The organism is Nostoc sp. LEGE 12454, from assembly GCF_056620565.1.
Genome location: NZ_JBWQXL010000021.1, coordinates 67,577 through 93,865 on the forward strand (window position 1 = coordinate 67,577; position 26,289 = coordinate 93,865).

A 26,289-nucleotide genomic window follows, 5' to 3' on the forward strand; every position below is an offset into this window, starting at 1 on the left:
CGCTTAAAGGAGTGGACAACTAGCAGGAATTTTTACTTCTGGGTAGTAAAATATTTTGCACAAAGCGATCGCGTCCTACTGCCTTTGCTTCATACAACGCCCGATCCGCTGCGGCAATCATTTCTTCTAAGTCAGAATCTGGCTGAGGAATTTCTGTCGTAAACCCAACACTAATAGTTACATGAGGACTAACTTGGGAATTTTGATGAGGAATTGCTAGGGTTCGGACAGCATCACAAATTTGTTCGGCAACATGAGTTGCCCCCTTAGTGTCTGTGTTCGGTAAAATCACAGCAAATTCTTCCCCACCATAACGGGCAACTAAATCTCCGGGACGTTTAATAATATCTTTGATCGCTTGAGCAATTTTCTGAAGACAGCGATCGCCTACCCGATGACCATAGGTATCATTATATAATTTGAAGAAATCAACATCGCAAAGAATTAGAGAAAGCGGACGTTGCTCGCGTTTTAAGCGCTGCCACTCTTGGTAAAAATACTCTTCAAATCGTCGGCGATTAGCTACTTGAGTTAATCCATCGATAGTAACTAATCGCTGCAATTCCAGATTCACGGTTTCCAGTTTTTGCTGTAACTGAGATTGCTGAATCAAACGTTTTACCCGTTGTCGCAAAACTGGCCAGTGAATCGGTTTGGTAACAAAATCCATTGCTCCCACTGCAAATGCACGGTCAACTGACTCTTGATCTTCAAGTCCTGTAATCATTAAAATTGGAGTATGCTTGTTACAATCCAGAAGTTCCAACTGGGTGCAACACTCGAATCCATCCATATCCGGCATTATGGCATCAAGGAGTACTATATCAGGGTGCAATTGGTTAAAAAGAGTTAAAGCCTCTATGCCATTTTGAGCTTCCACTATTTGATAGCCTTCCCGCTCTAAGAAATGCCGCAGTATCAGGCGAATAAAAGGTTCATCATCAACAATTAAAACTAAAGATTGGCTTTCTTGAGCAGTGGCTTTCATGGTACTTCCTTCGCGAGTTCTTTTTCTAAGGCAGTTTTAACTTGTTCATATTCCTGATACAGTAGTGAAAGTAATTCTAAATTGTTTTCTAAGTTACTGCTGCGTGCCTGTGATTCTAATACCTTGCAAAGGTGAGCTAGGGCGATCGCTCCAATAGAAGCACTGCTGGACTTGAGTTTGTGTGCTGTCTTCCATATAGTTTGGATATCCTGACTTGCGATCGCTGTGCTGATATGTTGCACTAGTCTGGCTGTCTCTGTAAGATAACACTCAATTAGTTCAGCAAATGCCACACGATCTCCTTTAAGCATAAGCTGCAAGGATTGAAGGATTTTGGCATCAATTTTGGTACTTTTTAATGTCTGGTTTTGCCCTGACTGTAAGATATTTGACAAAGGTTGCAATTCTGGGCACATTACTTCCCCTTGTTGTTCGATGGAAGTAAATTCAAAATTTCTTTGGGGTGGACATTTGCTGAGTGCCTGAGCTAACTCTTGCAGTTGAATGGGTTTGCTAATGTAGTCATCCATACCAGCAGCAAGACAAAGTTGGCGATCGCCCCGCATGGCATTGGCAGTTATGGCGATGATATGGGGGCGAAAACCTACCCCCCATTCTTGACAGATTCTCCGAGTTGCTTCTAACCCATCCATTGTGGGCATGTGAACATCCATCAACACTACGTCAAATCGCTGTTTTTGCAGAGCTGCGATCGCTTCTAGCCCATTGCTAACGACATCTGCGCCGTAACCTATTTTCTGTAGCATCAGTAGGGCAACTTTCTGATTAACAACCGTGTCCTCTGCCAGAAGAATTCGCAGTGGCAGTCGATGGCCCAAATGCCGATCTACCAAGGGAAAATGAGAAATACTGGCTAAGATCGGCTGATTTCCCAAAACACGAGTTATAACATCGTAAAGTTGAGAGTGTTTGATGGGTTTACTCAAAGAAGCAGCAAACTGGACATCATTAAAGTCAGAAGAAGTTTCTACTTTCGCTAAAGAGGTCATAATCACTAAAGGCAGATTTTGACAACCAGATTGCTTGCGGATTTGACGAGCTAGAGTTATGCCACCCATTTCCGGCATCTGCATATCTAAAATAGCAATATCAAACTGCGTTCCCTTAGCAAGTTTAACTAAAGCTTCTTTTCCAGATTTGGCAGCATAAGTTTCCATCTTCCAAGACTCTGCTTGCAAGCTAAGAATTTGGCGATTGGTTAGATTGTCATCCACAATCAATAGTCGCTTGGATGCAAGCAGCGGCGAAATACTTAATTCGGCTTGTTCTGATTGAGCAGCCACTTTGGTAATAATGGTGAAGTAAAATGTTGAACCTGGTGAAGAGTTAGGAGATGATAATAATTTTCCTTTATCCCATCTAGGGCTAGGATTGCCACCAACAAACCCCTGGCTTTCTACCCAAAGAGTGCCGCCCATAATCTGACTGAGCCGCTTACTAATCGCCAATCCCAGCCCTGTGCCACCATATCGTCGAGTCATGGAGACATCAGCCTGAGTGAAAGGTTGAAATAATCGCTCTATTTTCTCTGGTGCGATGCCAATACCTGTATCTTTGATTGCAAATTGAATTTCGTAGAGAAGTTGCTCTTTTTCAACAGGTATCGGGGATTGGGGATAAGAGGCAGAAGGGCAGAGGGGCAGAGGGGCAGAGGGGAAAGACTTACTGCTACTTCTTCTCCTCTGCTCCCCTGCTCCCCTGCTCCCCTGCTCCCCTGCTCCCCAGTCCCCAATCCCCAGTTCCACAGAGAGTAATACTTCTCCGGTTTCGGTAAACTTAATAGCATTGTTGAGCAGATTCATCAAGACTTGGCGCAGACGAGTCAAATCACCGACGATCTGAATGGGAACTTGGGGCTGGATCAGATAAACTAGTTCGATATCCTTTTGGGCAGCTTTCGGAGCTAAAAAGGAAATAGCCTCCTCCACACAAGCTCTCAAACTAAAAGGCTGTTCTTCTAATTCCAGTTTGCCCGACTCAATTTTGGAGAAATCTAGAATATCGTTGATGATGGTGAGTAAAGTATCTCCGCTACTGTGAACTATTTCCAGAAAGTCTTGCTGTTGAGGTGTAAGGTCAGTATCCAGCAATAGGCCTGTCATGGCAATAACAGCATTCATTGGAGTCCGAATTTCATGGCTCATCATTGCCAAAAACTCACTTTTTGCCCGATTTGCGGCTTCTGCTTGACGTTTTGCCCGCTCCAAGGCAAAGTTTTTCAAGGTAAGTTCTTCACGTTGGCGCGTTTCTTGTTCCAGTAAGTGAGCTTGTGCTAGAGCAATACCTAGTTGAGCCGCCACAGCTTCTAGTAATTCGATTTCGTCTTGTGTCCATTGGCGAAAATAGCTGCACTGATGTAAGCCGATCGCACCATTGGGTTCTCCTTGATAGGAAGTGCGGATTGACAGCATAGACTTCAGCCCAATTTCTCGACAGATGGGTTGAACCATTTGCAGTAAAGGCTCAACGTAGACATTTGGAGAAGCGATCGCACTTTCTTGGGTCATCATCTGCTCGGCATGAGGATTGTTAGTCATGGGAACTTCCAATTTCAATACAGAGCAGTAACCAGGGAGTGTATTATATTGTGCTACTAAGGGGATTTGCGGTGTGGGGTTACTAATGTAAGAGTGGATTAGACAGCGATCGGCTCCAAATGCTTGTCCAATTTGGGTAGCAGCCGTCTTAAAGATTTTGCTGGTGTCAAGACTTTGACGAATTTCTTGAGTAATTTGTTCAAGTAGTAGGGTGCGATGTAATTGCCGTTGCAGTGCCTCTTTAGCTCGTTTATTTTCGGTAATGTCGTGATAAATGCCGACAGTAGCAACAGTTTCCCCCTGTTCATCCTGTAAAGCGACTACGGTTGTTTCGCAAATTCCCTCACTGCCATCTTTGCGAATAAAGTGTATTTCCCCTGACCAGCGTCCTTGCTGATTCACTGTTGACAAAATGTTGGCGCTTAATGTTGCGGCTACTTCCGGCTGATGCAAAATACTGGGATGTTTAGCCAAAACCTCGGCTTTGGTATAGCCAAACATACCTTCGGCAGCAGGATTCCAGTCAACAATACTTCCCGTTAAATCTGTGATAATTACGCCATCATGCATATTTTCAAAGGTGAGGGCTTGCCGACGTAGATTGGCTTCGGCTTGCTTGCGTAAGCAAAGCTCGTTGTAGACATCGCTAATATCTCTCTGAATGCCAATGAAGTGGCTTAACTCACCATTGCCGTCATAAATAGGAGAAATACTCAATTCATTCCAAAACAAAGTACCATCTTTGCGATAGTTGCGGAGAACAACTTTGCAACTTCTTCCAGTTTGAATCGATGAACGCAATTCATTAAGTGCTGGTTGCTGGGTATCTGTGCGTTGCAAAAATCGACAGTTTTGCCCAATTACATCAGTAGCACTGTAGCCTGTTATTTGCTCAAAGGCAGGGTTGACGTAAATAATGGGATTGTAGGCGATTCTGGCATCGGCAATCATAATTCCATTACTGGTAGCGGCAAGTGCCCTCTCCCTCAGCCTCAAGGTTTCTTCAACCAGCTTCAAATCAGTAATGTCAAACATAAATCCCCTCAGCCCGATCGCAGTTCCGGCTTCCTCAACGACACTAACAATGTCTCGCAGCCAAACAACTCGCCCATCAGCAGCTAACATCCGGTATTCCAATTCGTGATTTTCGCACCTAGCAGTTGCTTCTTGACAAAAACGAATAGAATTTTTCTTGTCATCTGGATGCAGATGATTAACCCAAAAATTTTCCTCGTACCACTCTGCGATCGGATAATTTAGCAAATCTACGGCTTGTGGCCCTACGTAAATAAATCGCCAAGTTTTCAAGTCTAATTCCCAAGGGATGACTTTGACTGTTTCCAGTAGCTGTCGCAAACGATTTTCACTGGCGATCACGGCAATTTCTATCTGTTTCTGTTCAAAAATTCTGTGAGTTAACTCCTGATTGATTGCTGTTATTTGTTGGTTTCTTGCATTCATTGCCAAGGCAAAATAAATTGATAATGTCAGCGTGACAACAACTAATAACCCTGCAATCAATTCTAGTTGTGTTAATAACCCCGGATTTCGGATTAAAAGTCTCTGCCAGAGTAAGAATACAGAGATTGAGAAGAAAATCCCCAGCAACAAGGCAAGTAATTCTTGTTGGCGAAAAAATCTCACAGCTTTGAACCAGTTATATCGGTGCTGTTTTTCCACTTATTAACTCTCTAGAATTTTCAGGGCTTATTGCACTAACTTTTACTTTTAAGTAATTTAAAATACCAGTAATAAAAGGGTATTTACGGTATTGAATTTTTAGTTAATATATCAATATGTTTATGTATTGCACGAAAAACTTAATTATTTCTAATTATAATTACACTTATTTTGATACCAATTATTTATGAATACGCTTAGTAAAAAATCCCACCACCTGCGGCACATCTCCTTGGTAAGGTTGGCAGGGGTCAAAACAATGTGCAACTTCACCGAGAATTAGGATGAGAACTGCTAATTTTCTGTAGTACAGCCTCACATAAATTGAGATGGTAGAAAGTACTAGAAACCAAAAGATCCCCGACTTACTTCAAGAAGTTGGGGATCTAAGCCTCTCGCTGGAGAGCAAATTAAATATAGTGGTTCGCGCAAATTTTCAGTTGACTACACCTGCGATCGCAAGAAAAGGGTAATGGAAATTCAAAACCAATACACTCCAGAATGAGCAACAAAACCAGATTGTAGAGACGCGATTTATCGCGTCTTGATTTATCGCGTCTTTAAATTGCAGCTTCTTGGCGTTGACAATCAAAAACAACCATATAGGAAGCATTTGGTATTTCTTGAGGAAGGTGCCGCATATAGCCATCGGCATCAGAACGGCTGCGGAAGCGAGCAACAATCTCCCGTTGCGTATTAGGAAGTTGACGAGCGATCGCCCAAGAATTGAGGCGTTCTTTATACGCAATAGTTTGATTGTCTGATTGGGAAGTTTTGTTATCCGTATTTTCTGGCATAATTATGTTAACCGTATGAAGTTTAATGAAGACCGTTAATTAATTTCTAGGTAGGAATGCACTAACGCTTTTTTTAATGCTGCTGCCACCTTGTTATTCGATTATTAATAAATTGTCAACACTAAGCGCTATATTTTAGACCAATTAAGTTCAAATTTTCCGGTGACAATGAATCTCAAAGCCTTAAGCTGCAATTGTTTCCAGGACACAACAATGTTTAAGCAAAAAGTTTGGGAATTATTAGGTTTGCATTATTTGTATGCATACACATAAGTAAAGTCCGCATCAGTGGTAAAACAAACATTAATGTCTGAAAAAATACTATTTATAAGTTGAAGAGAAAATGAAGAATATACATAGAACTAATCAACACGTACACACTCTTAATTTTTCTATAGTGTGATTAGTAAAGCTACATTGCAGGCATTTACATTTTTTATAATTAGTTGAGAATAATTAAATTTTCAGAGTTTATTGAAATATTCAAAAATGAATTTTCCTTTAGCTTTTGACTCTAAAAGCATAGTGCAATTGTTAAAATTGAAAATTATTGACTAATTACCACAAAATAGTTAAAGTTTTTTCGACGAAATTATAGTTATCGATAATGAAAACACCATTTGTAATATCAATAATTAAAAAAATAGCAGAGGAAATATAAGCAATACTTTTAATAGATCCAGAATGCACTTTTATGGGATTGATTACATTTAAAAACGGCAATAAAACTTTTTTTCGTAATACCAGGTTTAGTATTAATTCTTTTGGATCAGTGGGAATTACTAAAGACAAAGTAGTTTCAAACTTTTTTTTGAATAAATTTGGCTATTGCAAATTTATCAACTGGAGATGAGGCAATAGATTTCACTGACAATATCCATCCTGATTTTAAAAAATTAGTAGTAAATATTACAAAAGATATGGAATTGAGATTATCAGGTGTGGATATTCTTGCTAGTGATATAACCTCACCAATGAAAGATTATATAATTATTGAAGTAAATGGCGCTCCTAGCTTAACTCACTATGCGTCATTTGGTGAAGTTCAGATCAAAAAAGTCGAAAATTTATATCTCCAAGTTCTCAAAATACTTGAAAACGAGAATAACAGAGTAAATAATTGATTTTGACTGGAGGCGAAGCAGAGGTTGCTCCCCTCCTGAATTCTTTTTCAATTCTACCGATCTCTTCACCACTCCTTATTTAGTAGGGATTCAAATTCAGCTTGTAAGGCGGTTATATCCGCCAACCTTGTGACTAGTAAATTATCCTTACCAGCATCATTTAAACGCACTTTCCAATAACGAATACTGTCTGAGTTATTCAACCAAAACTTAATCACGGTATCTACCACTTGATCCAAATTCCAATCTCGCTTTGCTGGAACTGATTCTACCGATTCTAAAAACGTATCTAGCGTACATGTATGCATTCCCAAGTATTCCACACCTTGGTGAGGTGGTTTTTGCTCGTTTTGCTGTTGCTGATTAAAAAACTGCAAAAGTGGAGATATTCCTACAATATCAAAAGTGTATTTCATGCCACTACTCCCAATTTTATATTACTTACAGGAAATATTTAGTTTTTTCTATTTCTAAAATAATATCTGGAAAGGAACTAAAGCATCTACAGAAAGTGCAGTTTTGGTCTATATCATAGGCGTTAAACTTCAGCTATAAATTAGCACTTACAAGCATTGAGTGCTAATATTTATTTGAGAGTTTGATTGATTACTAAAAAGTTTCAGGCATTAATTAAAGGATGCATATATTTTTAATAATTATTTAATTAGTTATGTTACGACTTGTAAAGACTAAATCCTCCCTAACTCACCTTTTGAGGGCTGGTGATTACCAATAAAGCGGCTGTGTAATGAAATCAGTAAGCCAACACATAACCTGGACGCGATCGCGTCTGTCAAGCAAACCGACTTTCTGGAGCGATCGCACCCAAAAGGCAGATGGGGTCAAGTCAAGGGAATATAAACCAAATTCAATTGACAGTGCAGTTTTAAAAGTGTCACTTACTAGACTCGCCTTTTGATTGAAGCAGTGATACTATTTATTTGTGTGAGGAGCAAGTTAAAAATAAAAAGCGCCTGGGGTGGAAACACGGCAACACTCCCAGGCGTTTTTTAATTGGTACACAGAAAAAAATCTTTGCAGATTCGCCCAAACCGGATTGCTATGCATCGGATGTAGCAATAGCCCAATCAAAAATCTAAAATTCCTTAAGTCGCACCAAATTCAGTTTGTAAGGCTTCATCGTTATTATCAGCGATCGTTGCCACAACGGTAATTAGCCGAGACACTTCGCCAGGAGATAATTCTGCTAAGGTGCGTGTTGATATTACAACCACTCGGTTTTCAATAATACCGAAACGTGCCTCAAAAGTGCTAGAGCAGTTTAACTCCAAAAGATACCGCATCAACTTAGGTTCATTTTTGGCAGGTAAATTTAGCACCGCAGACCAAACCGTTATTGTGTCTTCATCGGTTGTGCCGTTGAGTTGGACAAATACTTCCACGCTTCCATACTTAAATTTCCAAAGATAACCACCCTCTGGAGTGTGGCTAACCATCGCACTATCATCTTGTTCCAAAGAGTCGATGACATTTTCAATTACCTCAACATGGTTAATGCTTGTCGTCTCGGCGATTAAATCATTAACGGATTTGTTACTAGTTACGGTTTCTGGGTAGCTTGTCATACAGATTTTTTCTCAACATACTCGCTCTACACATACTTTATAACTTGTAGACGTAGTTGTAGGATTCTTCCCGCCAACATCTGGTATTATTCTGGAAAAATGAATGACGATTACAGCAAGCAGTTTTCATGTATTAACCACACCTATCGTAGGGGCGCAAGACCTTGCGCCCCTACCGCATGGTCTCAACCTACGTCATCATGGGCAAAGCGGTTAAAGAGGAAGTCTAGGGCATAGTTACGCAGTTGGTAATATTGGGGATCTTCCATGATGCGGCTGCGATCGCGGGGACGAGAAAAAGGAATTTCCATGACTTCACCAATTTTCGCATGAGGGCCATTGGTCATCATTACCAATTTATCTGCTAAAAATAGTGCTTCGTCGATGTCGTGGGTAATCATCAGCACTGTACAACGGTTATCACCCCAAATTTTCAGCAATTCTTCCTGTAATTCTTCTTTGGTGATGGCATCCAGCGCCCCAAAAGGTTCATCTAAAATTAAAACTTTTGGACGAATCGCCAAAGCACGGGCGATAGAAACCCGTTGTCTCATCCCGCCAGACATTTGCATTGGTTTCTTTTCCATTGCATCAGCCAGTCCCACCATTGCTAAATGATCGCGGACGATCGCTCTTTTTTCGGCTTGTGGTTTGTTGGGATAAACGGCGTTGACAGCTAAGTAGATATTTTCAAAAGCAGTCCGCCAAGGTAACAAGGCGTAGTTTTGAAAGACAACCATTCTGTCTGGGCCTGGCTTGGTAATGGGTTCTCCTTCGAGTAACACTTGCCCGGAGGTGGGAAAGTTAAAACCGGATACCATATTTAGTAGTGTCGATTTGCCACAGCCAGAGTGACCGATGACGCAAATAAACTCGCCCTGTTCAACGTTGAGGTTAACGCCGTCGAGTACGGTGAAGGGGCCTTGCTTTGTCGGATAAACTTTGGTAACGTCTTTAATTTCTAGGAAAGGTCTGCGGCTGGTGGTTGCAGTGGCGAATGATTTTTCTAGTGTGTTTGTAGCTGTTGAGTTGGGGTTTGGCATGGTATTTGGTTATTAAAAAGTGCAACTCGATATTCTGACCTCTCTCCAAACCTCTCCCCTAGAAGGGGAGAGGCTTTAAATTTTCCCCCTTCCCTTGTAGGGAAGGGGGTAGGGGGTTAGGTCTTTTGTTGGTTTTTCCACATGACGTGAAAAGTTAGATCATTAATGGAGTTCAAAGACTCGTTAACGGAGATCAAAGGTGGATTCATCCAGTTCAAACACTCGTCAACGGAGATCAAAGGTGGATTCATCCGGTTCAAACACTCGTTAACGGAGATAAAAGGTGGATTCATCCAGTTCAAATACTCGTTAACGGAGATAAAAGGTGGATTCATCCAGTTCAAACACTCGTTAACGGAGATAAAAGGTGGATTCATCCAGTTCAAATACTCGTTGACGGAGATAAAAGGTGGATTCATCCAGTTCAAACACTCGTTAACGGAGATAAAAGGTTCGCGTGTGATGTGCTACTTCTTCCACTCCCTCTTTCTCTCACGATTTTTTTATGAGGCGAGTCTCCTTCTTGGTGCATCGAGAACAACTTCCGCGACTGAAAAATCACGTTTAATTTTCAAGCTGTTGAGATAGGCGATCGGATCGTCGGCGTTAAAGGGAGTACCATCGAACAGTTGGATCGGTTGACGAATATAGCTAATATCCAAACCTAATTCTCGTGCGGCGGTACTGAAAACACGCACGCGACACACCCGTTCCACAACTTCTACCCAATTTCTGGGGAAAGGAGTGTCACCCCAACGCGCCAATTGACTCATAATCCAAATTTGTTCGGTGCGACTGGGGCGGTTAATGGCAGACTCAGAATAAAACTGGTGATGGGCATAGTCTCGTAACGGATGGTCTAAGTCACAGGTGAGACTATCTGGATCTTCGAGTTGAATGTATTCTAAATCAGTGCTGACATACTCTCGCCCTGCTAAAATTTGGCGAATTTCTTCGGTATTTTCGGGATTTGCACAATACTGACAAGCTTCTAACAAAGCTTTAGTCAAGGCGATATGCGTATTTGGATAATTTTCTGCCCAATCTTCCCGCACACCAAGAACTTTACCGGGGTGTCCCAGCCAAACTTCTAAATCGGTAGCAATAGTAAAACCGACACCTTCCACAGCCGCGCGGTAGTTCCAAGGTTCGCCTACACAGTAACCATCAATGCTTCCGGCTTTTAAGTCAGCTACCATCTGCGCTGGGGGAATGGTCTTCATGTCTACATCGCTATCGGGGTCAATTCCACCAGCCGCTAGCCAGTAACGCAACAGCAAGTTGTGCATAGAAGCGGGATGCACTACCCCCATTGTATGCCGTTGTTCGTGGGTGAGAATCAGATGGTTTCTGAAGTCTGATAAGGTTTGCACGCCTTGGTCGTAAAAGCGTTTTGCTAAGGTGATGGCGTTACCGTTGCGAGTCATGGTAAGGGCAGTGACAACGGGGAGGGGTTGATTATTATGTCCTCCCAAAGTTAGCCACATCGGCATTCCTGAAGGCATTTGAGCCGCATCTAAATAACCACCACTGATGCCATCTTCTATACCCCGCCAGCTACTTTCCCGCACCAGGTTAACTTCATCTAAACCGTGCTTGGCAAAAAAACCTTTTTCTTTAGCAACTGCTAAGGGGGCGCAAGCTGTCAGAGGTAAAAAGCCAATTTCTAGGTTAACTTTTTCTAATCCATGACGGGCAACGTCGGCAGTTTTCCGCGCCCGAATTTTCTTAATCCGTTTCTGCTGATTGAGGAAGTAAATCATCTCACTCCGCAAGCTGTAATAGCTGGGATGTTCTACTACTTCCATCCGCTTGCGGGGTCTGGGAATATCCACTTCTAAAATGTCACCAATTTTAGATTCGGGGCCGTTGGTTAGCATCACGATTCTGTCAGATAACAGCACCGCTTCATCGACATCATGTGTCACCATTACGGCGGTAACTTGATTTTCTTCGCAGATTTGCATCAGTTGTTCTTGCAAATTGCCGCGTGTGAGTGCATCCAATGCACCAAAGGGTTCATCTAGCAAGAGTAATTTAGGACGAATTGCTAAGGCGCGGGCGATCGCAACCCGCTGCTTTTGTCCACCTGATAACATTCCCGGTTGTTTGTCAGCATGGGGACGCAAACCCACCATATTTATATGTTTTTCGACAATAGCTTTGCGTTCGGCTGCGGGCGAACCTTTCATCACTGAGTCCACAGCAAGGGCAATATTTTCTCTTACCGTCCGCCAAGGTAATAGCGAATAATTTTGGAAAACCACCATCCTGTCTGGGCCGGGTTTAGTGATTCTTTGTCCTTCTAGGGTGACAATACCTTCAGTAGGCAAATCCAAACCTGCAATCATATTTAATAGAGTGGATTTACCGCAACCGGAGTGACCAATCAAAGAAATGAATTCTCCTTTTTTAATTTGGAGGTCGATTCCTTTGAGAGCAATATATTTGCCACCACCAGTTAATTCAAAAACTTTTTCAATTTGATCGACAGCTACGAACATACTTATTTGTCCTTTGTTATTTGTCGTTTGTTATTTGTCCTTGGTAAGTGGTCATTAGGTTGTGTTTTCAAACCTCTCTTTAAGCACCCTAGTCTTTGAAGATCCCCCCAACCCCCCTTAAAAAGGGGGGCTTTTAGAATTTCTTTCCCCCCCTTTTTAAGGGGGGTTAGGGGGGATCTTTGAGTTTGAAAACAGTCCCTAGTCCTTAGCTTTCTACAAATGACCAATGACTAATGACTATTTTTGTTCTGCTGGTAAAATCTTGTTTTGCAGCCAACCCATAGCTTTATCTAGGAGCAACCCAACAACACCGATGTAAACTAGAGCTAAAATTACTTCGCTGACATTGTTATTTTGATAAGCATCCCAGATAAAAAACCCGATTCCGACAATACCGGACATGACGATTTCGGCGGCAATAATTGCTAACCAAGCTAAACCGATCGCAATTCTCAACCCGGTAAAGATGTAGGGTAATGCCGCCGGAATCAAAATGTTAGTGAAATATTCTTTGCGGCTAAGTTGCAGAACTTTGGCGACGTTGTTGTAATCTTGGGGAATTTGGGTAACGCCGACAGCAGTGTTAATTAAGATGGGCCAAATGGCGGTGATGAAAATTACAAATAAGGCGGCTGGTTCGTTTTGTCGTAAAGCTGCTAAAGAAATCGGAACCCAAGCTAGAGGTGGTACTGTCCGCAGTAGTTGAAAGATGGGGTCTAAAGCTTTGGACATGGTTTTATTCACCCCAATCAAAATGCCCAAGGCAATACCAACGATCGCAGCTAGGGTATAACTGATAGCAACCCGTTGCAGACTAGCGAGAATCTGCCAGAATAAACCTTTATCAATGCCACCTCGGTCATAAAATGGCCAGAAAATCAGAACCCAAGTGTCTTGGATAACCTGTATTGGCCCTGGTAATGTGGCTCCTGGAATCCAAGCGAAGAGTTGCCAGAGAACGAGGAAGATTGTGATGGCGATCGTTGGTGGTATCAGATCGGGAAATTGCTTTTTCAGGCTGGATATAAAACTATTATTCAATCTAGGGCTTGCAGGGCGTTTTTGGGCGAGTGTCATGATGCTATGTTCTCCTCAAATTTTATTTGTTATTTGTCGTAGACGCGATGAATCGCGTCTCTACAAGAGATGAATCGCGTCTCTAAATACTGACCTTTTTGATTTTCAAATTCTTCAAATATTCTTCTGGTTTTTCGGGGTCAAATTTGATGCCATCAAAAAACTCTTCTACACCACGGGATGTATTTGTGGGAATATCGGCAGCGGCAATCCCAGCTTCTTTGGCAGCTTCTTTCCAAATATCTTCGCGGTTTACTTTGTTGATAAGTTCCTTAGCTTTAGCAGCATTATTAGCAATATAATCTTTTGGCAAGAATCCCCAACGGACATTTTCAGTGATGAACCATAAATCATGACTCTTGTAGGGATAAGAAACACTACCTTTTTCATCTTTCCAGTAGTAAGCAGCCATTGATTTATCATCAATTTTGCGACCATCACCCATGTCATATTTACCTTGGTATGGATCTGCCAGTATTTCTGGTGAAGGAAGATTGAAATAATTTCGTCCAGCCAAAATCTGAGCCGCTTCTTTGCGATTATCAAAATTATCTAGCCACTGTTGGGCTTCCATAATTCCTTTTAAAATTGCTTTGGTAGCCTTGGGATTTTTATCAACCCAATCGCCTCTCATCGCGAAGTATTCTTCAGGATGATTTTTCCAAATTTCTGCGGTTAATGCTGCTACGTAGCCGATTTTGTCTTGAACCAGGCGATAAGGCCAGGGGTCGCCTGTACTAAAGGCATCCATCGTTCCTGTTTTCATGTTGGCAACAGTTTGTGCCGCAGGTACTGTGAGCAATTTGACATCTGCATCCGGGTCTAAGCCACCTGCTGCTAACCAGTAACGAATCCATAAATCTTGGTTGACGTGGGGAAAGGTAAATGCAGCAGTGAAGGGTGTTGAAGATTTTAATTCCTTAAATAAAGACTTAGCGCTGGCAAGTTGTAAACTAATACCTTTGCCTTGGTGCTTGCTGGCGATCGCAATTCCATTTCCATGCGTAATTAATTGACATAATACATACATGGGAATTTTTTGATTGCCTTTGGTAATTAAACCTTCTGTAATTAAATGTGGCATTGGCATCTGCCATTGACCGCCATCTATACCACCACCAGCAGAACCAATTTCTACGTTATCTCTGGCTGCACCCCAAGAAGCTTGTTTGGAAAGGTCAACATTACTCATCCCATACTTTGCAAAAAAGCCTTTTTCTTTAGCAATAATTAAAGGAGCCGCTTCTACAATGGGAATATATCCCAACTTGACTGTAGTAGTCTCTGGTGCTTGTTCGGGACTAATATTAGTAACCAACTGAGCAGTAGGCTGTGCTTGGGTGCTTCCACCAGTAAGGTTTTCAGGAGGATTACCCAAACAGCCTTTGAGCAATACAGCACTCGCAGATACTCCGGCTGTGAAAATAAATTTGCGGCGAGAAATTTGATTAAAAAATTCTGTCATAAATATCTCCTGAAAACGTAAATTTTATTTTTTATAGCTATGAAAATTTAGGCAAAAAACATTATATTTTTTGCGCCACTAATGATTAATCAAGCTATATTTAGCCAAGCGATCGCAGCCATTTCATCAATGAAATAGCTACCTATATAAGAACTCGGTTAAATTATTGGCTCTGCTTTTCTAGTGTGATGCAGAGGTATCATTCACCTTGTTGAAATCAGTTTACAGCCTTTGAAGCCCAAATTGTTAACTTGGAACCTCGATTTATTAAATAAATATTAGATTGGATGTATAAGGAAAAGTTTATCTATTATCCTCAACTATAGGAATAATTTTTAATATATAAACTCTTATTTATGAAGACTATTATGTTTACTTGATGATTGACTATCTTTACTTGTTTTGTAACTTAATTTTAGTAGTCTTTTGTCATCTATAAGTTTTTATTTATAGCAACTATTATGTTATCCCTATAATTTAGGAGCGCACTGCGGTAATAATGAGATGGTAAGGCTGGGAAAGTTGGAAACCTAAGCAAATAGCCCAAATAGGTGTATTAATTATCCAGCGATCGCAACTATCTGCCGTTTCCAACACCGCGAATAAACCCCGTCTCTTTAAGCAGCAGCCGTAGTTCTGCGTCACGAAGTTTCGTGTCCTTGTTGTTATTTGCCCACATATCCGAAAAGAAGTCTTGCATTAGCGCAATGATGCTGCGGTACTTGACGATGCTGGCAACATAGAACTTCTTGCAGCCATGTTTCCAGAATATGTGGTATGTACTCTAGAAACAGAACCAACTCATAGTTAGCGATCGCTCTATCAAAAGAAAGCCTTCTTTCCTGTTCCCTGTTCCCTGTTCCCTGACTACGTAGATCGTTTCAAAAATCAAACCGGATTCCTATACCAATTCAATTAATGATTGCAACACATCTTTGGCTAAAGTTATTCTCTCAGTGCAAAATAAAAACTGGGATGCACCCTCTCTTACTTTAGACAGATATTCTTCAGCATTACGATTGTTTTGTTGATGTGACAGTTGAGAATGTGAAACATAGGTTATAGACAAGCGAGGTTGTACTAAAGTATTGTGCAGACATGAAAAGTTAAGGTTGAGCTATTTCAATTTGCAGGTTCAAATTTTGCAGACTCAAATAGAGAAACTGATGATTTTGATTGTCTAACATCAACAAACAAAGATTTAACTATGAAACGCCAAATTACTGCGATCGCTACTTTAGTATTACTCGCTTCTCCCCTAGAAGCTTTTGCACAAAACGCTCAAGGAAATTTTTATCAACCCACCGGTGATGTTGCAAATATCGCTCAGACCAGCAGTCTCGATAACACTGTAATTCAACCAAATGACAAGCGACTTAGCGTTGAAACAGAAGCGTTTAAAAGAAGGGGAAAACACTATTGTGGTGGACAAACACGACCAGCTGGGCCTTGTCGTCGTTAATGAGTTCAAATACTCAAAACAATTCAACAGAATCGATGAATCTGGGGGATGCAACCACCCCGGATTCATTTTTATGAAAATAAGTTTCATGAAAAATATCCTTATCGGCCAAAAACGCTAAACACTCACGCCAAGACATATCTTTAGGAGGCTCAAAATTTGGTTGATCTTTACGAGCATCATAAACATCCATCATTAGATAAACAGTTTGGTGTTGCTAAAAGTGTAATGAAAGTAGTGTAATAATGGACAAATGAAATGTCCTGAATGCAATTCTACACAATTATATTTTTCTTTGCCAAAAGTATCATCAACTAAACGATTAGTCTTTAAAGGACAATAAAAATTTTTATCTAGACTATCGATATAAAGCATTAAATTATTGACTGCATACTAAGTATCCATTCTTCTCTGTATCGAAAGGCAGAAGCTTTTGATATACAAGCCCTTTCAGCATATTTATCACATGGTCAACCTTAGTCAAACCATCATTGTCAGGGTTGAAAATACGATAATCTATTACCCAAAAACTGAGAGTTTTAGGATTAACATACAGCAGTTTTCTTTTGCATGAGGCACAAAGTCACTGGTTTTGAGGCAGGAGGGAGTGTTTCGACTACGCTCAACAACCAGGCAGGAGGCAGAAGAATAATTTGATTTGTGAATCCTTGGTTCTGTACCTCATTTAGTTGCAAAGTGCTGTATATGCAACTTACTATTCCAATCCGTTTACGTAGTGTATTCGGCGTTAATCTTCACGTAGTCATAACTCAAATCACAACCCCAAGCTTTACCCACACCATAACCATTGCCAACATTAACGGAGATTAACACCGTATCCTGTTGCAGATAAGCACCCACCGATGCTTTTTTCAAATAAGCACTTGCGGCTGCACGGTCAAATTCCAGAGGTTGTCCATTTTCTAACATTAAGAAATTCCCTAGCTTAATTTGCAGGTTTTCTTGCTCAAAGGGCACACCTGCACGTCCTGCGGCGGCGGCGATGCGTCCCCAATTTGGATCGCGTCCAAAGATTGCAGATTTAACTAAGGATGAACCAGCGATGGTTTTGGCTATTTGTCGGGCTGAGAGTTCGTCATGAGCGCCAGTCACTTCCACTTCAATGAGACAGGTTGCGCCTTCACCATCACGAGCGATCGCTTTGGCTAAATGCTGGCAAACTGCTGTTAACATCGCCTCTAATTTCTCTGCTTCTGCGCCCCATTCTATAATTGCTGGGGTGCGAGATTGACCATTTGCCAAGGCAATTAAGCTGTCGTTGGTGCTGGTATCACCATCCACAGTAATGGAATTAAAGCTTCTATCAGCTGCCCTTGCTAACATCTGTTGCCAAAGATGAGGCGAAACCACAGCATCACAAGTCACAAATGCCAGCATGGTTGCCATATTCGGGTGAATCATACCGGAACCTTTGGCAATTCCGCCAATTCGTACCGGGCGTTGGCGCAGCCCGCCGGAGGCATCGCTTATAGTTGTCTCTAAAGCAATAGATTTTGTTACCAAGTCTGTAGTGATAATCGCACCAGCAGCAGCATCCGAACCTGTTTCTGATAGTGCCGCTACTACTTTGGGAATTCCGCTTCGCAAAGCATCCATCTTTATTCTTTGACCAATCACACCAGTGGAAGCCAATAATACAGATTCAGACGAGATGTTCAGGGCTTGGGCTATTGCCAGAGCAGATTCTAGGGTATCAAGATTGCCTTGAGTTCCTGTAGCAGCGTTTGCTTGTCCAGCGTTGCAGAGGATGGCACGAGCGCTTTGTTTCGCTTGCAAGCGTTGGCGACAATATTCTACACAGGCAGCTTTCACTTGGCTGGTGGTGAACACACCTGCTGCGATCGCTTCCACTTCTGAGAATATCAAAGCTAAATCTGGCAGCCCCGAAGGTTTCAATCCTGCGGTAATTCCTGCCGCCTGATACCCCCTTGGTGCTGTGATACCACCTGTGATTTTTTGCCAATCTGCCATCATTCTTCCTTACAACTATCAGGTTGGATAGGTCAATTTGTACTTTACAAAAGTGCTGAGTTAGGAGAGACGCGATTAATCGCGTCTGTACAAGAGTTAAGAGTTATTAGTTTTTCCTTACTTCCCCATTCCCCAATCCCTTTCATTTGCTGATGGCAATAATAATGCACCAGTTGGCGATTGGCATAATTGTTTTTACCTTTCTTATGACGAAAAACCAAAACAAAAAAGCAGAGCCACTTGGGTTACTCTCTAGATCGTCAGGATACATCTACTTACCGATCTCTCTGATTTACTTTTTAAGGGTTAATACTTATTTATTGAGATTATTTTTAAAAATTTTTGAACTTTATCCGTAAATACCATGAAAATAAAATAAAAAAGAGAGCTACTTAGGCAGCTCTCCAGATCATCAGGGTGCATCTACTTACCACAGCATATCATTTTACGTATGAGGGTTGTCACCAGTCTTTATATGAAGATTGTGTGAAGCAAGACCGGGAAAATACTTAGTTGGGGAATTGGGGAATTGGGAATTGGGCATTGGCAGAAGAGGCAGAGGAGCGGAGGGGCAGAAGAGGCAGAGGGGAAAAACTTACTGAAACTTCTCCCCTGCTCCCCTGCTCCCCTGCCCCTCTGCACCTTTTGCTTCCTCACCCAGCAAAGTTAACTTGACAGATTGCTAGGCGTTCAGTTTTTTCTCGACCAATTCGTTAGTCAGCTTAGGATCGGCACGTTTGTCTGTCTTTTTCAAAACTTGCCCAACAAAGAAGCCTTTGAGGTTAGTGTTACCGTTGCGATACTTTTCTAGTTCTTTGGAGTTGGCGGCTATGACTTCATCAATAATGGGTTCCAGTACACTTGGATCGGTGATTAACTCTTGTCCGGCAAAGGCTTTCTCAGGAGAAATACCACTAAGCAAATCTGGCAACTTTTGTTTAGCTTGAGCATTGCTAATTTTGCCCGTTTCAATGCGAGTGATGATATCTGCTAGATTGGTGGGAGTCAGTCCGATTTGAGTAATAGTGAGTTTTTGCTTATTCAGGTGGGCTGCAATATCTTGAGTAATCCAGTTGGCAGCAGCTTTGGCATTTGCTCCAGATGCGATCGCAGTTTCAAAATATTCGGCGATTGAACGATCTTCTGTCAACACTCGCGCATCGTAAGGGGAAAGCCCCAAATCGCTTTCATAATGATGGCGTTTTTGAGCGGGTAATTCTGGTAGTTCGCTACGCCATTGCTCTAATTGTGCATTTGACACCTCAATTGGTGCTAAATCTGGTTCGGGGAAGTAGCGATAATCGCTAGAACCTTCTTTCACCCGCATACTACTTGTGCATTGAGCGCCTTCTTGCCACAGCCGAGTTTCTTGGATAATGCGATCGCCTGCTTCGATGGCAGCGATTTGGCGTTCAATTTCGTAGTCAATCGCCCGTTGAATGGCGCTGAAGGAGTTCATGTTTTTAATTTCTACCTTGGTGCCAAACTCCTTTCGTCCCACTGGACGCACGGAAATGTTGACATCGCAGCGCAGAGATCCTTGTTCCATATTGCCGTCACTCACGCCGAGATACCGGACAATCCGACGCAACTCTTCGGCATATTCAGCAGCTTCTACTCCAGAACGCAAATCGGGTTCGGAAACAATTTCTACTAACGGGATACCTGCGCGATTGTAGTCTACCAGAGAATAGGAAGAACCAGAAAGGCGATCGCTACCAGCGTGTACTAATTTTCCCGCATCTTCTTCCATGTGCAGACGTGTAATACCAATGCGTTTGCGAATCGGATTACCCTCAGCATCTACCAACTCAATTTCTAACCAACCATGTTCTGCGATCGGTAGATCGTATTGAGAAATTTGGTAATTTTTCGGTAAATCTGGATAAAAATACTGTTTACGGTCAAATTTGCTATATTTAGCGATTTGACAATTTAGTGCCAAACCAGCTTTGACGGCGTATTCTAATACTTTTTCATTGAGTACAGGTAAAACCCCAGGTAAACCCATACAAACCGGGTCAATGTTAGTATTGGGGTCAGAGCCGAATGCTGTAGAGCTATTAGAGAAAATCTTGGTATTGGTACTCAGTTGACAATGGGTTTCTAAACCAATAATCGCTTCATACTCAGTTTTTACGGTCGTAGCAGTGGTCATAATATCAATAATTTGGGCATAATCCTTGTAGTGGTACTATTGTAGCGGCGTATTGGGTTGCCCTGAAGACGGTTATTTGGGTGAGCAATGCTTACCTCTTGAGCTTGAAAAGGGAGATGCACATCTAAGGTGAAGAAAATCTTAATCATTGGTTCTGGAGGTGCTGGTAAATCTACCCTAGCCCGCAAACTGGGAAGCATCTTAGGTTTAGAAGTGATTCACTTAGGATGCTTGGTACTAAAATCCTGGTTGGGTTGAGACTCCAAAAACTGAATGGCAGAGCATAATCCAAGACCTAACCCTACGAGAATCTTAGATTATGGATGGTAATTATGACGGTACTCTCGATCTTCGTTTGTCGGTTGCAGACACGGTAATTTTTTTGGATTTTCCCCGAATTTTATGTTTGTCGCGAGTGATTAAACGTCGCTTTATGTATGCAGGACAATCTAGACCTGATATGGCATCAGATTGTCCTGAAAGATTGAATTGTGAATTTCTCAAATATATCTGGTCATACCCAATTACTCGTCGTCCTGGGATTTTAGAAAAACTTAGTCAAGTAACAATTAAACCAGCAAGTTATTATTCTCCGCGAACCGATAGAAGTCAGAGAGTTTTTACAAAAAATTTCCCACTATTCAGACTTGCCCAATTGATCTCTATTAAAATAATCCGAAAAAACAAGTCAAGTAGATATTGTTAATTATGCGTTAACCAACTACCACTAACCAAGGTTAAATTACTATAATAAAGTATGAAATTAGCAAATTATATCAGATAATAACCAAGATTATGATTGATGTCAAAACAGCAGTGAATGCTGCATATCAATACATAAAATCCATACAAGACATGATGGGTTCTTCATTAGGAGATTTGAGACTTGAAGAAGTTGAACTTTCTGAAGATAAAAGCTTCTGGTTGATTACTCTAGGGTTTGATATTCCTAAAAAAGCTCCTAAAAGCCGATTAGAAGACTTAATTCCTTCTTCTCTTGCTTCTACCCCTGTGTTGTATGAACGAGAATATAAACTTTTTAAAGTGAATTCTCAAACTGGCGAAGTAGAAGCAATGAAAATTAGACAAGTATGAAAGATTTGATTGCTTCCCTTGTTCGTCGTTATTGCCAAAAAGGAATTTTAATTGATACAAATATCCTGCTTCTCTTTTTAGTTGGGAGCGTCAATCAAGAACGAATAACTAAATTTAATCGAACCCAGCAATTTATACCAGAAGATTATGAGCTTCTGCTAGCATTTATTGCACGCTTTCAAAAACTTGTAACAACTCCAAATATTCTGACAGAAGTTAATAGCCTTGCAAATCAACTTGGTGAACCTGAACGTTCTCAGTGCTTTGCAATATTTGCTCAATTTGTTAAAAAGGTTGCTCTTTTGGATGAATACTACGTAAATAGTTTAGATGCTGTTAATACTGAAAAATTTGTCAAGTTTGGACTTACTGACAGTGGAATCCTGACTTTATCTAAAGGGAAGTATCTTGTACTAACTGATGATTCAAGCTAGCAAGTTATCTTCAGAGTGTAGAAATTGACGTGATTAATTTTAACAATATTCGTATCTTTAACTGGTAGTAAAAATATGAAATTATTTTGGAAGCGTTAATTTCTATAATTTCTATATACAAATTAAAAAATGCCTGGGAGTGTTGCCGTGTTTCCACCCCAGACATTTTTTATTCTTAACTTGCTCCTCACACACAAATAGATAATATCACTACTTCTATCAAATGGCAAGTATATTGAGTGACAATTCTAAAACCCACAGGCAATCCAATTTCTGACAAATTAAAAAGCGCTTGGGAGTGTTGCCGTGTTTCCACCCCAGGCGCTTTTTATTTTTAACTTGCTCCTCACACACGATTAGATAATATCATTGCTTCAATCATAAAGAAAGTATATAGTGTGACACTTTGTAAACCGCACACTCAATGAGCAATGATTTAGTGTAAAAAGTGACGTACACCAGTTAAGACCATCAGCAAACCCAGTTCATTAGCAGCTTTGATTGAATCTTTATCGCGCAAACTTCCCCCTGGTTGAACAATGGCTGTAATTCCTGCGGCTGCGGCTGTTTTGACTGAATCATCAAAAGGGAAAAATCCATCGCTGGCGAGAGTTGCACCTTTGGCATTTTCTCCAGCTTGTTCTAGAGCTATTTTAACTGAGCCAACGCGGTTCATTTGACCAGCACCTACCCCTAGTGTAGTGCGATCGCTTGTCACAACGATGGCATTAGATTTAACGTGTTTACAAACTTTCCACGCAAACAGCAATTCGGCTAATTCGCTGTCTGTAGGTTGACGTTCAGTGACTACTTGCCATTGACTGGTGTCAGCAATTATATCATCGCTAGCTTGGACAAGGAAACCACCTGCGATCGCTTTCACTGTATCTTTAGGGCCACTGCTGAAATCAGCTAGAGTCAAAACCCGCACGTTAGATTTTTTTGCCAGGATTTCTTGAGCTTCGGCTTCACAACTTGGTGCAACCACGCATTCTAAAAATGTTTTGGTTAACTCGCTAGCTGTAGCCGCATCAATCGGACGGTTGAGTGCGACAATTCCACCAAAAGCAGAAGTAGAATCAGCGTTGAAAGCTTTTTGATAGGCTTCAGAAATACTACTTCCCAATGCCGTACCACAGGGATTTGTATGTTTGATAATTGTTGCTGCTGGGGTATCAGTAAATTCAGCAATAATTCGGCGTGCGGCTTCTAAATCAACTAAGTTATTGTAACTAAGTTCTTTGCCTTGCAGTTTTGTCGCGGCTGTCCATCCCGTTGGAGTAGTACCAGTTTGATACCAGGTGGCGGGTTGATGGGGATTCTCGCCGTAACGCAGAGATTGTAATTGTGTGCCGCTAAGAGTGTATTGCTGTGCTTCTGCGAGGTAGGATGCGATCGCGCGATCGTAACTAGCAGTGTGCGAAAATCCTTTTAATGCCGCCTTTTGCCGAAATTCTAGGGATGCTAAACCGTTGTTTTGGCGCAATTCCTGCAAATACTCGTCATATTGCGCTGGGTCGCATAATACAGTGAGATGGGCAAAGTTTTTCGATGATGCCCGTAGCATTGCTGGCCCACCGATATCAATCTGTTCAACAGCTTCAGCTAATGTTATCCCTGGTTTAGCGATCGTTTCCTCAAAGGGATATAAATTCACCACCACTAAATCAATCGGGCGAATTTGGTTATTTTCTAAATCTGTAATATCTTGGGGAACATCTCGCCGGGCCAAAATTCCGCCATGAATCCGGGGATGTAGGGTTTTGACTCGACCACCTAAAATTTCTGGTGAACCTGTATAATCTGCAACTTTGGTAACTGGGAGTCCCGCATCTTTGAGTGCTTGGGCTGTTCCCCCACTGCTGATTAAATCAAAGTCGAATTCTTCAACCAAGCTACGGGCTAGGTCAATTAAACCAGTTTTGTTAGATACACTCAGCAGGGCTAGACGCGCCATTGATCGATTCCTTAAAAGTAGGCTAGAAGCGAAGGATCTCAAGTTTTGCATAAGCCTTGCTTCACTTCAAGACCATGAGGAATAATATTGACTCGTGTAATTTATATGCTTACATCCCCCATCAGCACTGTTAAAAATGCTGGAAATAAGGACTAAGTAGGCTTAATCTCTAATATTTGCGATCGCCTAAACTAAAAGTAAGCATCTTTTACCCACATAACACCTATGGTTCAGTCTTCTAATCAACGCCTAACCCTAGAAGAATTTCTCGCACTTCCCGAAGGAGATATTACATACGAGTTTGTTAACGGTGAAGCTGTACCCAAATATAAAGATAATCAAATGTCACCAAAATTTTTTCATGGCTCGACTACTGGTGCTTTATTTATACTATTGTCTGCATGGGCACAAGCAAAAGGTCGAGTTGTGATTGAATGGGCAATTAAACTAACACGAAATCAACAAGATTGGATGCCTGTGGCCGATCTGACCTATATTTCTCATAACCGTCTTCCAGCTGATTGGCTATTAGATGAAGCTTGTCCTGTCGCACCTGAATTAGTCATCGAAATCATTTCACCTGGTCAAACTTTTGGTGAAATTGCTGAAAAAGCGACTGATTATCTGAAAGCTGGTGTTTCTCGTGTTTGGGTGGTTGATACAAAAGCTAGAACTGTAACTGTATTTGCACCATCTTCCTTACCGATTACTTATCGTTCTCATCAAGTAATTACTGATGATTTGCTACCAGAATTAGAAATTACCCCTCATGCAATCTTTCAACGCGCTGGCTTAAATCCATAAAATTTCATTAGGAATCAACAGTTTTTAGCGATCGCTATTTTATGGCATCCAGTGAATTAAATCTTCTGAACACCATTCTGCTTAAAGATGAAGCAGATAACAAATAGTTAACCTCAACTTAGGAATTTTAGCGCAAAGTCAAATTCTTCAACCAAGCTACAGGCTAGGTCAATTATGCCAGTTTTGTTAGATACACTCAGCAGAGTAGTGGAGTGAAAAACCTTTTGTTCGTCCCTCTCCTCGCAGAAGAGGGAAAATTTTATGCCTACAATCCCAAAAAATTAATCCCACCAAAATTTGACCATATTTTAGGACGTTCAATCGGACTCTCTGTGACATCCATCACTGCTGTTAAAGGTTTCTGAGATGGAATCAACAAGGACTTTTTTCCGCTTAAACGAAACTTACCAAAGCTGACCAGTGTGCTTTCAATTCGGTGTACGATACGGCAAACAGTCGATTCCGACACCTGCCAATCTTGAGCAATATGCAAGTAAGTGCGATATTCTCCGGAGGCGGAGCGTCGCCGACTCCGCGCCAATACTGTAGGCAGATCAAAACTTGGTCTTCTAAATCTAGCTTAGGAGGACAAGCACGCGTTTGTTTGGTTTCCGTAGTATCTCCCATGACTTTGACCATCTGATCAAATGTCACCCTTTGCACTCCCACCAGACGTTTGAACTCTCGATTTGATAGTTTTTTTGTTTGCTTGTATCGCATAAGTTAGTTGAATCAAGCTAAAAACCCCGTATCTTACCATAAAATAATTCTGCAAGAGGTCTATTAGTTGGGATCGCCATGACGAAGTAGCATTCCTTAGACAAGCAGCAAATGCCGTAAAATACTAAGTTGCTTGAAGAGATAGGATCTATGTATAAAAGTAGAATTTTAGGAGTAAACCTCTGTCTTTACAAGCTATTACCGTTCCCACAGCGACTTCTCAACCTCCGGCAGGCTTAATTGTCACTTTGCATGGTTGGGGTGCTAATGCTGAGGATGTAGCATCTTTGTTACCATTGCTCAACTTACCCGATTACCAGTTTGTATTGCCCAATGCACCTTATCCTTATCCCTATTCTCCGATAGGGAGGGCATGGTATGACCTGCGAGGGGAAAATATGTATCAAGGATTGGCAGAAAGTCGGCAACTGCTAACAGAATTCTTGGAATCTTTAGAAAGTACCACAGGCATACCTTTGTCACGTACCATTTTAAGTGGATTTTCTCAAGGCGGAGCAATGACTTTAGATGTCGGCTCAAAATTACCCTTAGCAGGTTTAGTTGTCATGAGCGGGTATTTACATCCTGACGCGCTAACGGCAGCTAAAAGTGCGATTCCGCCGACTTTAATCACTCACGGTAGATATGATGAAGTTGTGCCCCTGCAAGCTGCTTTGAAGGCACGAGAAACTCTCAAGTCTCTAGGAGTGCCAGTAGAATACCACGAATTTGATATGGGGCATGAAATAGATCCAAAAACGTTAGAGGTGCTACGAAATTTCGTTGTAAATACAATTGCTTAGTCAGGATTACGAATTTTTTATAAATTCTGGTACAAATTCTGA

24 protein-coding genes and 2 pseudogenes are annotated in these 26,289 nt (G+C 41.4%); 8 read left to right on the forward strand and 18 right to left on the reverse strand.

The genetic code is table 11. The features are described from left to right. Positions 1–19 precede the first annotated feature (19 nt). The 3 genes from AC1F2U_RS21095 to AC1F2U_RS21105 all read right to left on the reverse strand — a co-directional run bounded on the left by AC1F2U_RS21095 (position 20) and on the right by AC1F2U_RS21105 (position 6,023). Positions 20–988: a diguanylate cyclase domain-containing protein gene (locus AC1F2U_RS21095; protein WP_480262860.1), complete on the reverse strand. Its 969-nt coding sequence runs from the start codon at positions 986–988 to the stop codon at positions 20–22. Next, a complete protein-coding gene (locus tag AC1F2U_RS21100; protein WP_480262861.1) occupies positions 985–5,226 on the reverse strand; it encodes a PAS domain-containing hybrid sensor histidine kinase/response regulator in 4,242 nt (1,413 codons plus the stop codon). Before AC1F2U_RS21100 ends, AC1F2U_RS21095 begins: the two co-directional genes overlap by 4 nt. A gap of 560 nt (positions 5,227–5,786) precedes the next feature. Further along, positions 5,787–6,023: a hypothetical protein gene (locus tag AC1F2U_RS21105; protein ID WP_480262862.1), complete on the reverse strand. Its 237-nt coding sequence runs from the start codon at positions 6,021–6,023 to the stop codon at positions 5,787–5,789. 830 nt (positions 6,024–6,853) lie between these two features. Here AC1F2U_RS21105 and AC1F2U_RS21110 point away from each other — a divergent pair. Further along, positions 6,854–7,147, forward strand: a pseudogene (locus AC1F2U_RS21110) (cyanophycin synthetase); the annotation flags it as partial. Between the two features lie 65 nt (positions 7,148–7,212). On the opposite strand, the gene AC1F2U_RS21115 reads toward AC1F2U_RS21110, so the two are convergent. Further along, complete coding sequence (locus tag AC1F2U_RS21115; RefSeq protein ID WP_480262863.1) at positions 7,213–7,563, reverse strand: hypothetical protein; 351 nt, start codon at positions 7,561–7,563, stop codon at positions 7,213–7,215. A 332-nt stretch (positions 7,564–7,895) separates the two neighbouring features. Between AC1F2U_RS21115 and AC1F2U_RS21120 the strand changes: the two genes are divergently transcribed. Then, positions 7,896–8,066, forward strand: a complete 171-nt coding sequence (locus tag AC1F2U_RS21120) for a hypothetical protein (protein ID WP_480262864.1) — start codon at positions 7,896–7,898, stop codon at positions 8,064–8,066. Positions 8,067–8,253: 187 nt separating this feature from the next. Here the strand turns inward: AC1F2U_RS21120 and AC1F2U_RS21125 are convergent, their stop codons facing one another. The 7 genes from AC1F2U_RS21125 to AC1F2U_RS21155 all read right to left on the reverse strand — a co-directional run bounded on the left by AC1F2U_RS21125 (position 8,254) and on the right by AC1F2U_RS21155 (position 15,467). Beyond that, the gene (locus AC1F2U_RS21125; protein WP_480262865.1) at positions 8,254–8,733 is read right to left on the reverse strand and encodes a YbjN domain-containing protein; all 480 of its coding nucleotides are present in this window, start codon (positions 8,731–8,733) and stop codon (positions 8,254–8,256) included. Between the two features lie 185 nt (positions 8,734–8,918). Beyond that, the gene (locus AC1F2U_RS21130) at positions 8,919–9,776 is read right to left on the reverse strand and encodes a nitrate ABC transporter ATP-binding protein (protein WP_480262866.1); all 858 of its coding nucleotides are present in this window, start codon (positions 9,774–9,776) and stop codon (positions 8,919–8,921) included. A 116-nt stretch (positions 9,777–9,892) separates the two neighbouring features. After that, positions 9,893–10,195 carry a hypothetical protein gene (locus tag AC1F2U_RS21135; protein ID WP_480262867.1) on the reverse strand — a complete coding sequence of 101 codons (303 nt, stop codon included), beginning with the start codon at positions 10,193–10,195 and terminating at the stop codon, positions 9,893–9,895. A gap of 84 nt (positions 10,196–10,279) precedes the next feature. Next, positions 10,280–12,286 carry an ABC transporter ATP-binding/substrate-binding protein gene (locus tag AC1F2U_RS21140; RefSeq protein ID WP_480262893.1) on the reverse strand — a complete coding sequence of 669 codons (2,007 nt, stop codon included), beginning with the start codon at positions 12,284–12,286 and terminating at the stop codon, positions 10,280–10,282. Positions 12,287–12,517: 231 nt separating this feature from the next. Next, the gene (gene ntrB / locus AC1F2U_RS21145) at positions 12,518–13,357 is read right to left on the reverse strand and encodes a nitrate ABC transporter permease (RefSeq protein WP_480262868.1); all 840 of its coding nucleotides are present in this window, start codon (positions 13,355–13,357) and stop codon (positions 12,518–12,520) included. Positions 13,358–13,439: 82 nt separating this feature from the next. Then, a complete protein-coding gene (locus tag AC1F2U_RS21150; RefSeq protein ID WP_480262869.1) occupies positions 13,440–14,822 on the reverse strand; it encodes a CmpA/NrtA family ABC transporter substrate-binding protein in 1,383 nt (460 codons plus the stop codon). A gap of 477 nt (positions 14,823–15,299) precedes the next feature. Next, positions 15,300–15,467, reverse strand: a complete 168-nt coding sequence (locus tag AC1F2U_RS21155; RefSeq protein WP_480262870.1) for a hypothetical protein — start codon at positions 15,465–15,467, stop codon at positions 15,300–15,302. Between the two features lie 562 nt (positions 15,468–16,029). Here AC1F2U_RS21155 and AC1F2U_RS21160 point away from each other — a divergent pair. Beyond that, positions 16,030–16,284 carry a hypothetical protein gene (locus AC1F2U_RS21160; RefSeq protein WP_480262871.1) on the forward strand — a complete coding sequence of 85 codons (255 nt, stop codon included), beginning with the start codon at positions 16,030–16,032 and terminating at the stop codon, positions 16,282–16,284. A 13-nt stretch (positions 16,285–16,297) separates the two neighbouring features. On the opposite strand, the gene AC1F2U_RS21165 is transcribed toward AC1F2U_RS21160, so the two are convergent. The 4 genes and pseudogenes from AC1F2U_RS21165 to gatB all read right to left on the reverse strand — a co-directional run bounded on the left by AC1F2U_RS21165 (position 16,298) and on the right by gatB (position 20,434). After that, positions 16,298–16,480 (reverse strand): hypothetical protein, encoded by a 183-nt coding sequence (locus tag AC1F2U_RS21165; protein ID WP_480262872.1) that lies wholly within the window; start codon positions 16,478–16,480, stop codon positions 16,298–16,300. A gap of 74 nt (positions 16,481–16,554) precedes the next feature. Next, positions 16,555–16,840: pseudogene (locus tag AC1F2U_RS21170) on the reverse strand (IS701 family transposase); the annotation flags it as partial. A 173-nt stretch (positions 16,841–17,013) separates the two neighbouring features. After that, positions 17,014–18,276, reverse strand: coding sequence for a bifunctional ornithine acetyltransferase/N-acetylglutamate synthase (gene argJ, locus AC1F2U_RS21175; protein ID WP_480262894.1), 1,263 nt, complete (start codon positions 18,274–18,276; stop codon positions 17,014–17,016). Positions 18,277–18,958: 682 nt separating this feature from the next. Next, on the reverse strand, positions 18,959–20,434 hold the full coding sequence (gatB, locus tag AC1F2U_RS21180; RefSeq protein ID WP_480262873.1) for an Asp-tRNA(Asn)/Glu-tRNA(Gln) amidotransferase subunit GatB: 1,476 nt from the start codon (positions 20,432–20,434) through the stop codon (positions 18,959–18,961). Positions 20,435–20,563: 129 nt separating this feature from the next. On the opposite strand from gatB, the gene AC1F2U_RS21185 reads away from it, so the two are divergent. From AC1F2U_RS21185 to AC1F2U_RS21195, 3 genes are all read left to right on the forward strand, one after another. Further along, positions 20,564–20,692: a hypothetical protein gene (locus AC1F2U_RS21185; RefSeq protein WP_480262874.1), complete on the forward strand. Its 129-nt coding sequence runs from the start codon at positions 20,564–20,566 to the stop codon at positions 20,690–20,692. A 537-nt stretch (positions 20,693–21,229) separates the two neighbouring features. Then, positions 21,230–21,529, forward strand: coding sequence for a hypothetical protein (locus tag AC1F2U_RS21190; RefSeq protein WP_480262875.1), 300 nt, complete (start codon positions 21,230–21,232; stop codon positions 21,527–21,529). Continuing rightward, positions 21,526–21,963 (forward strand): PIN domain-containing protein, encoded by a 438-nt coding sequence (locus AC1F2U_RS21195; protein ID WP_480262876.1) that lies wholly within the window; start codon positions 21,526–21,528, stop codon positions 21,961–21,963. Before AC1F2U_RS21190 ends, AC1F2U_RS21195 begins: the two co-directional genes overlap by 4 nt. Before the next feature lie 436 nt (positions 21,964–22,399). On the opposite strand, the gene purH is transcribed toward AC1F2U_RS21195, so the two are convergent. Next, the gene (gene purH / locus AC1F2U_RS21200) at positions 22,400–23,920 is read right to left on the reverse strand and encodes a bifunctional phosphoribosylaminoimidazolecarboxamide formyltransferase/IMP cyclohydrolase (RefSeq protein ID WP_480262877.1); all 1,521 of its coding nucleotides are present in this window, start codon (positions 23,918–23,920) and stop codon (positions 22,400–22,402) included. 225 nt (positions 23,921–24,145) lie between these two features. Between purH and AC1F2U_RS21205 the strand changes: the two genes are divergently transcribed. Beyond that, a complete protein-coding gene (locus tag AC1F2U_RS21205; RefSeq protein WP_480262878.1) occupies positions 24,146–24,724 on the forward strand; it encodes a Uma2 family endonuclease in 579 nt (192 codons plus the stop codon). A 265-nt stretch (positions 24,725–24,989) separates the two neighbouring features. Here the strand turns inward: AC1F2U_RS21205 and AC1F2U_RS21210 are convergent, their stop codons facing one another. Both AC1F2U_RS21210 and AC1F2U_RS21215 read right to left on the reverse strand, forming a co-directional pair. Further along, positions 24,990–25,193, reverse strand: coding sequence for a hypothetical protein (locus AC1F2U_RS21210; protein WP_480262895.1), 204 nt, complete (start codon positions 25,191–25,193; stop codon positions 24,990–24,992). Next, complete coding sequence (locus AC1F2U_RS21215) at positions 25,118–25,444, reverse strand: hypothetical protein (RefSeq protein WP_480262899.1); 327 nt, start codon at positions 25,442–25,444, stop codon at positions 25,118–25,120. Before AC1F2U_RS21215 ends, AC1F2U_RS21210 begins: the two co-directional genes overlap by 76 nt. Before the next feature lie 197 nt (positions 25,445–25,641). Between AC1F2U_RS21215 and AC1F2U_RS21220 the strand changes: the two genes are divergently transcribed. Further along, on the forward strand, positions 25,642–26,247 hold the full coding sequence (locus AC1F2U_RS21220; RefSeq protein WP_480262896.1) for an alpha/beta hydrolase: 606 nt from the start codon (positions 25,642–25,644) through the stop codon (positions 26,245–26,247). Positions 26,248–26,289: the final 42 nt, after the last annotated feature.

What these genes read in the sequence shown, in the direction of transcription:
- AC1F2U_RS21095 (WP_480262860.1), bottom strand. Translation starts at nt 988, where the DNA reads ATGAAAGCCACTGCTCAAGAAAGCCAATCTTTAGTTTTAATTGTTGAT.
- AC1F2U_RS21105 (WP_480262862.1), bottom strand. Translation starts at nt 6,023, where the DNA reads ATGCCAGAAAATACGGATAACAAAACTTCCCAATCAGACAATCAAACT.
- AC1F2U_RS21115 (WP_480262863.1), bottom strand. Translation starts at nt 7,563, where the DNA reads ATGAAATACACTTTTGATATTGTAGGAATATCTCCACTTTTGCAGTTT.
- AC1F2U_RS21120 (WP_480262864.1), top strand. Translation starts at nt 7,896, where the DNA reads ATGAAATCAGTAAGCCAACACATAACCTGGACGCGATCGCGTCTGTCA.
- AC1F2U_RS21125 (WP_480262865.1), bottom strand. Translation starts at nt 8,733, where the DNA reads ATGACAAGCTACCCAGAAACCGTAACTAGTAACAAATCCGTTAATGAT.
- AC1F2U_RS21130 (WP_480262866.1), bottom strand. Translation starts at nt 9,776, where the DNA reads ATGCCAAACCCCAACTCAACAGCTACAAACACACTAGAAAAATCATTC.
- AC1F2U_RS21135 (WP_480262867.1), bottom strand. Translation starts at nt 10,195, where the DNA reads ATGAATCCACCTTTTATCTCCGTCAACGAGTATTTGAACTGGATGAAT.
- ntrB (WP_480262868.1), bottom strand. Translation starts at nt 13,357, where the DNA reads ATGACACTCGCCCAAAAACGCCCTGCAAGCCCTAGATTGAATAATAGT.
- AC1F2U_RS21150 (WP_480262869.1), bottom strand. Translation starts at nt 14,822, where the DNA reads ATGACAGAATTTTTTAATCAAATTTCTCGCCGCAAATTTATTTTCACA.
- AC1F2U_RS21160 (WP_480262871.1), top strand. Translation starts at nt 16,030, where the DNA reads ATGAAACGCCAAATTACTGCGATCGCTACTTTAGTATTACTCGCTTCT.
- AC1F2U_RS21165 (WP_480262872.1), bottom strand. Translation starts at nt 16,480, where the DNA reads ATGATGGATGTTTATGATGCTCGTAAAGATCAACCAAATTTTGAGCCT.
- argJ (WP_480262894.1), bottom strand. Translation starts at nt 18,276, where the DNA reads ATGGCAGATTGGCAAAAAATCACAGGTGGTATCACAGCACCAAGGGGG.
- gatB (WP_480262873.1), bottom strand. Translation starts at nt 20,434, where the DNA reads ATGACCACTGCTACGACCGTAAAAACTGAGTATGAAGCGATTATTGGT.
- AC1F2U_RS21190 (WP_480262875.1), top strand. Translation starts at nt 21,230, where the DNA reads ATGATTGATGTCAAAACAGCAGTGAATGCTGCATATCAATACATAAAA.
- AC1F2U_RS21195 (WP_480262876.1), top strand. Translation starts at nt 21,526, where the DNA reads ATGAAAGATTTGATTGCTTCCCTTGTTCGTCGTTATTGCCAAAAAGGA.
- purH (WP_480262877.1), bottom strand. Translation starts at nt 23,920, where the DNA reads ATGGCGCGTCTAGCCCTGCTGAGTGTATCTAACAAAACTGGTTTAATT.
- AC1F2U_RS21205 (WP_480262878.1), top strand. Translation starts at nt 24,146, where the DNA reads ATGGTTCAGTCTTCTAATCAACGCCTAACCCTAGAAGAATTTCTCGCA.
- AC1F2U_RS21215 (WP_480262899.1), bottom strand. Translation starts at nt 25,444, where the DNA reads ATGCGATACAAGCAAACAAAAAAACTATCAAATCGAGAGTTCAAACGT.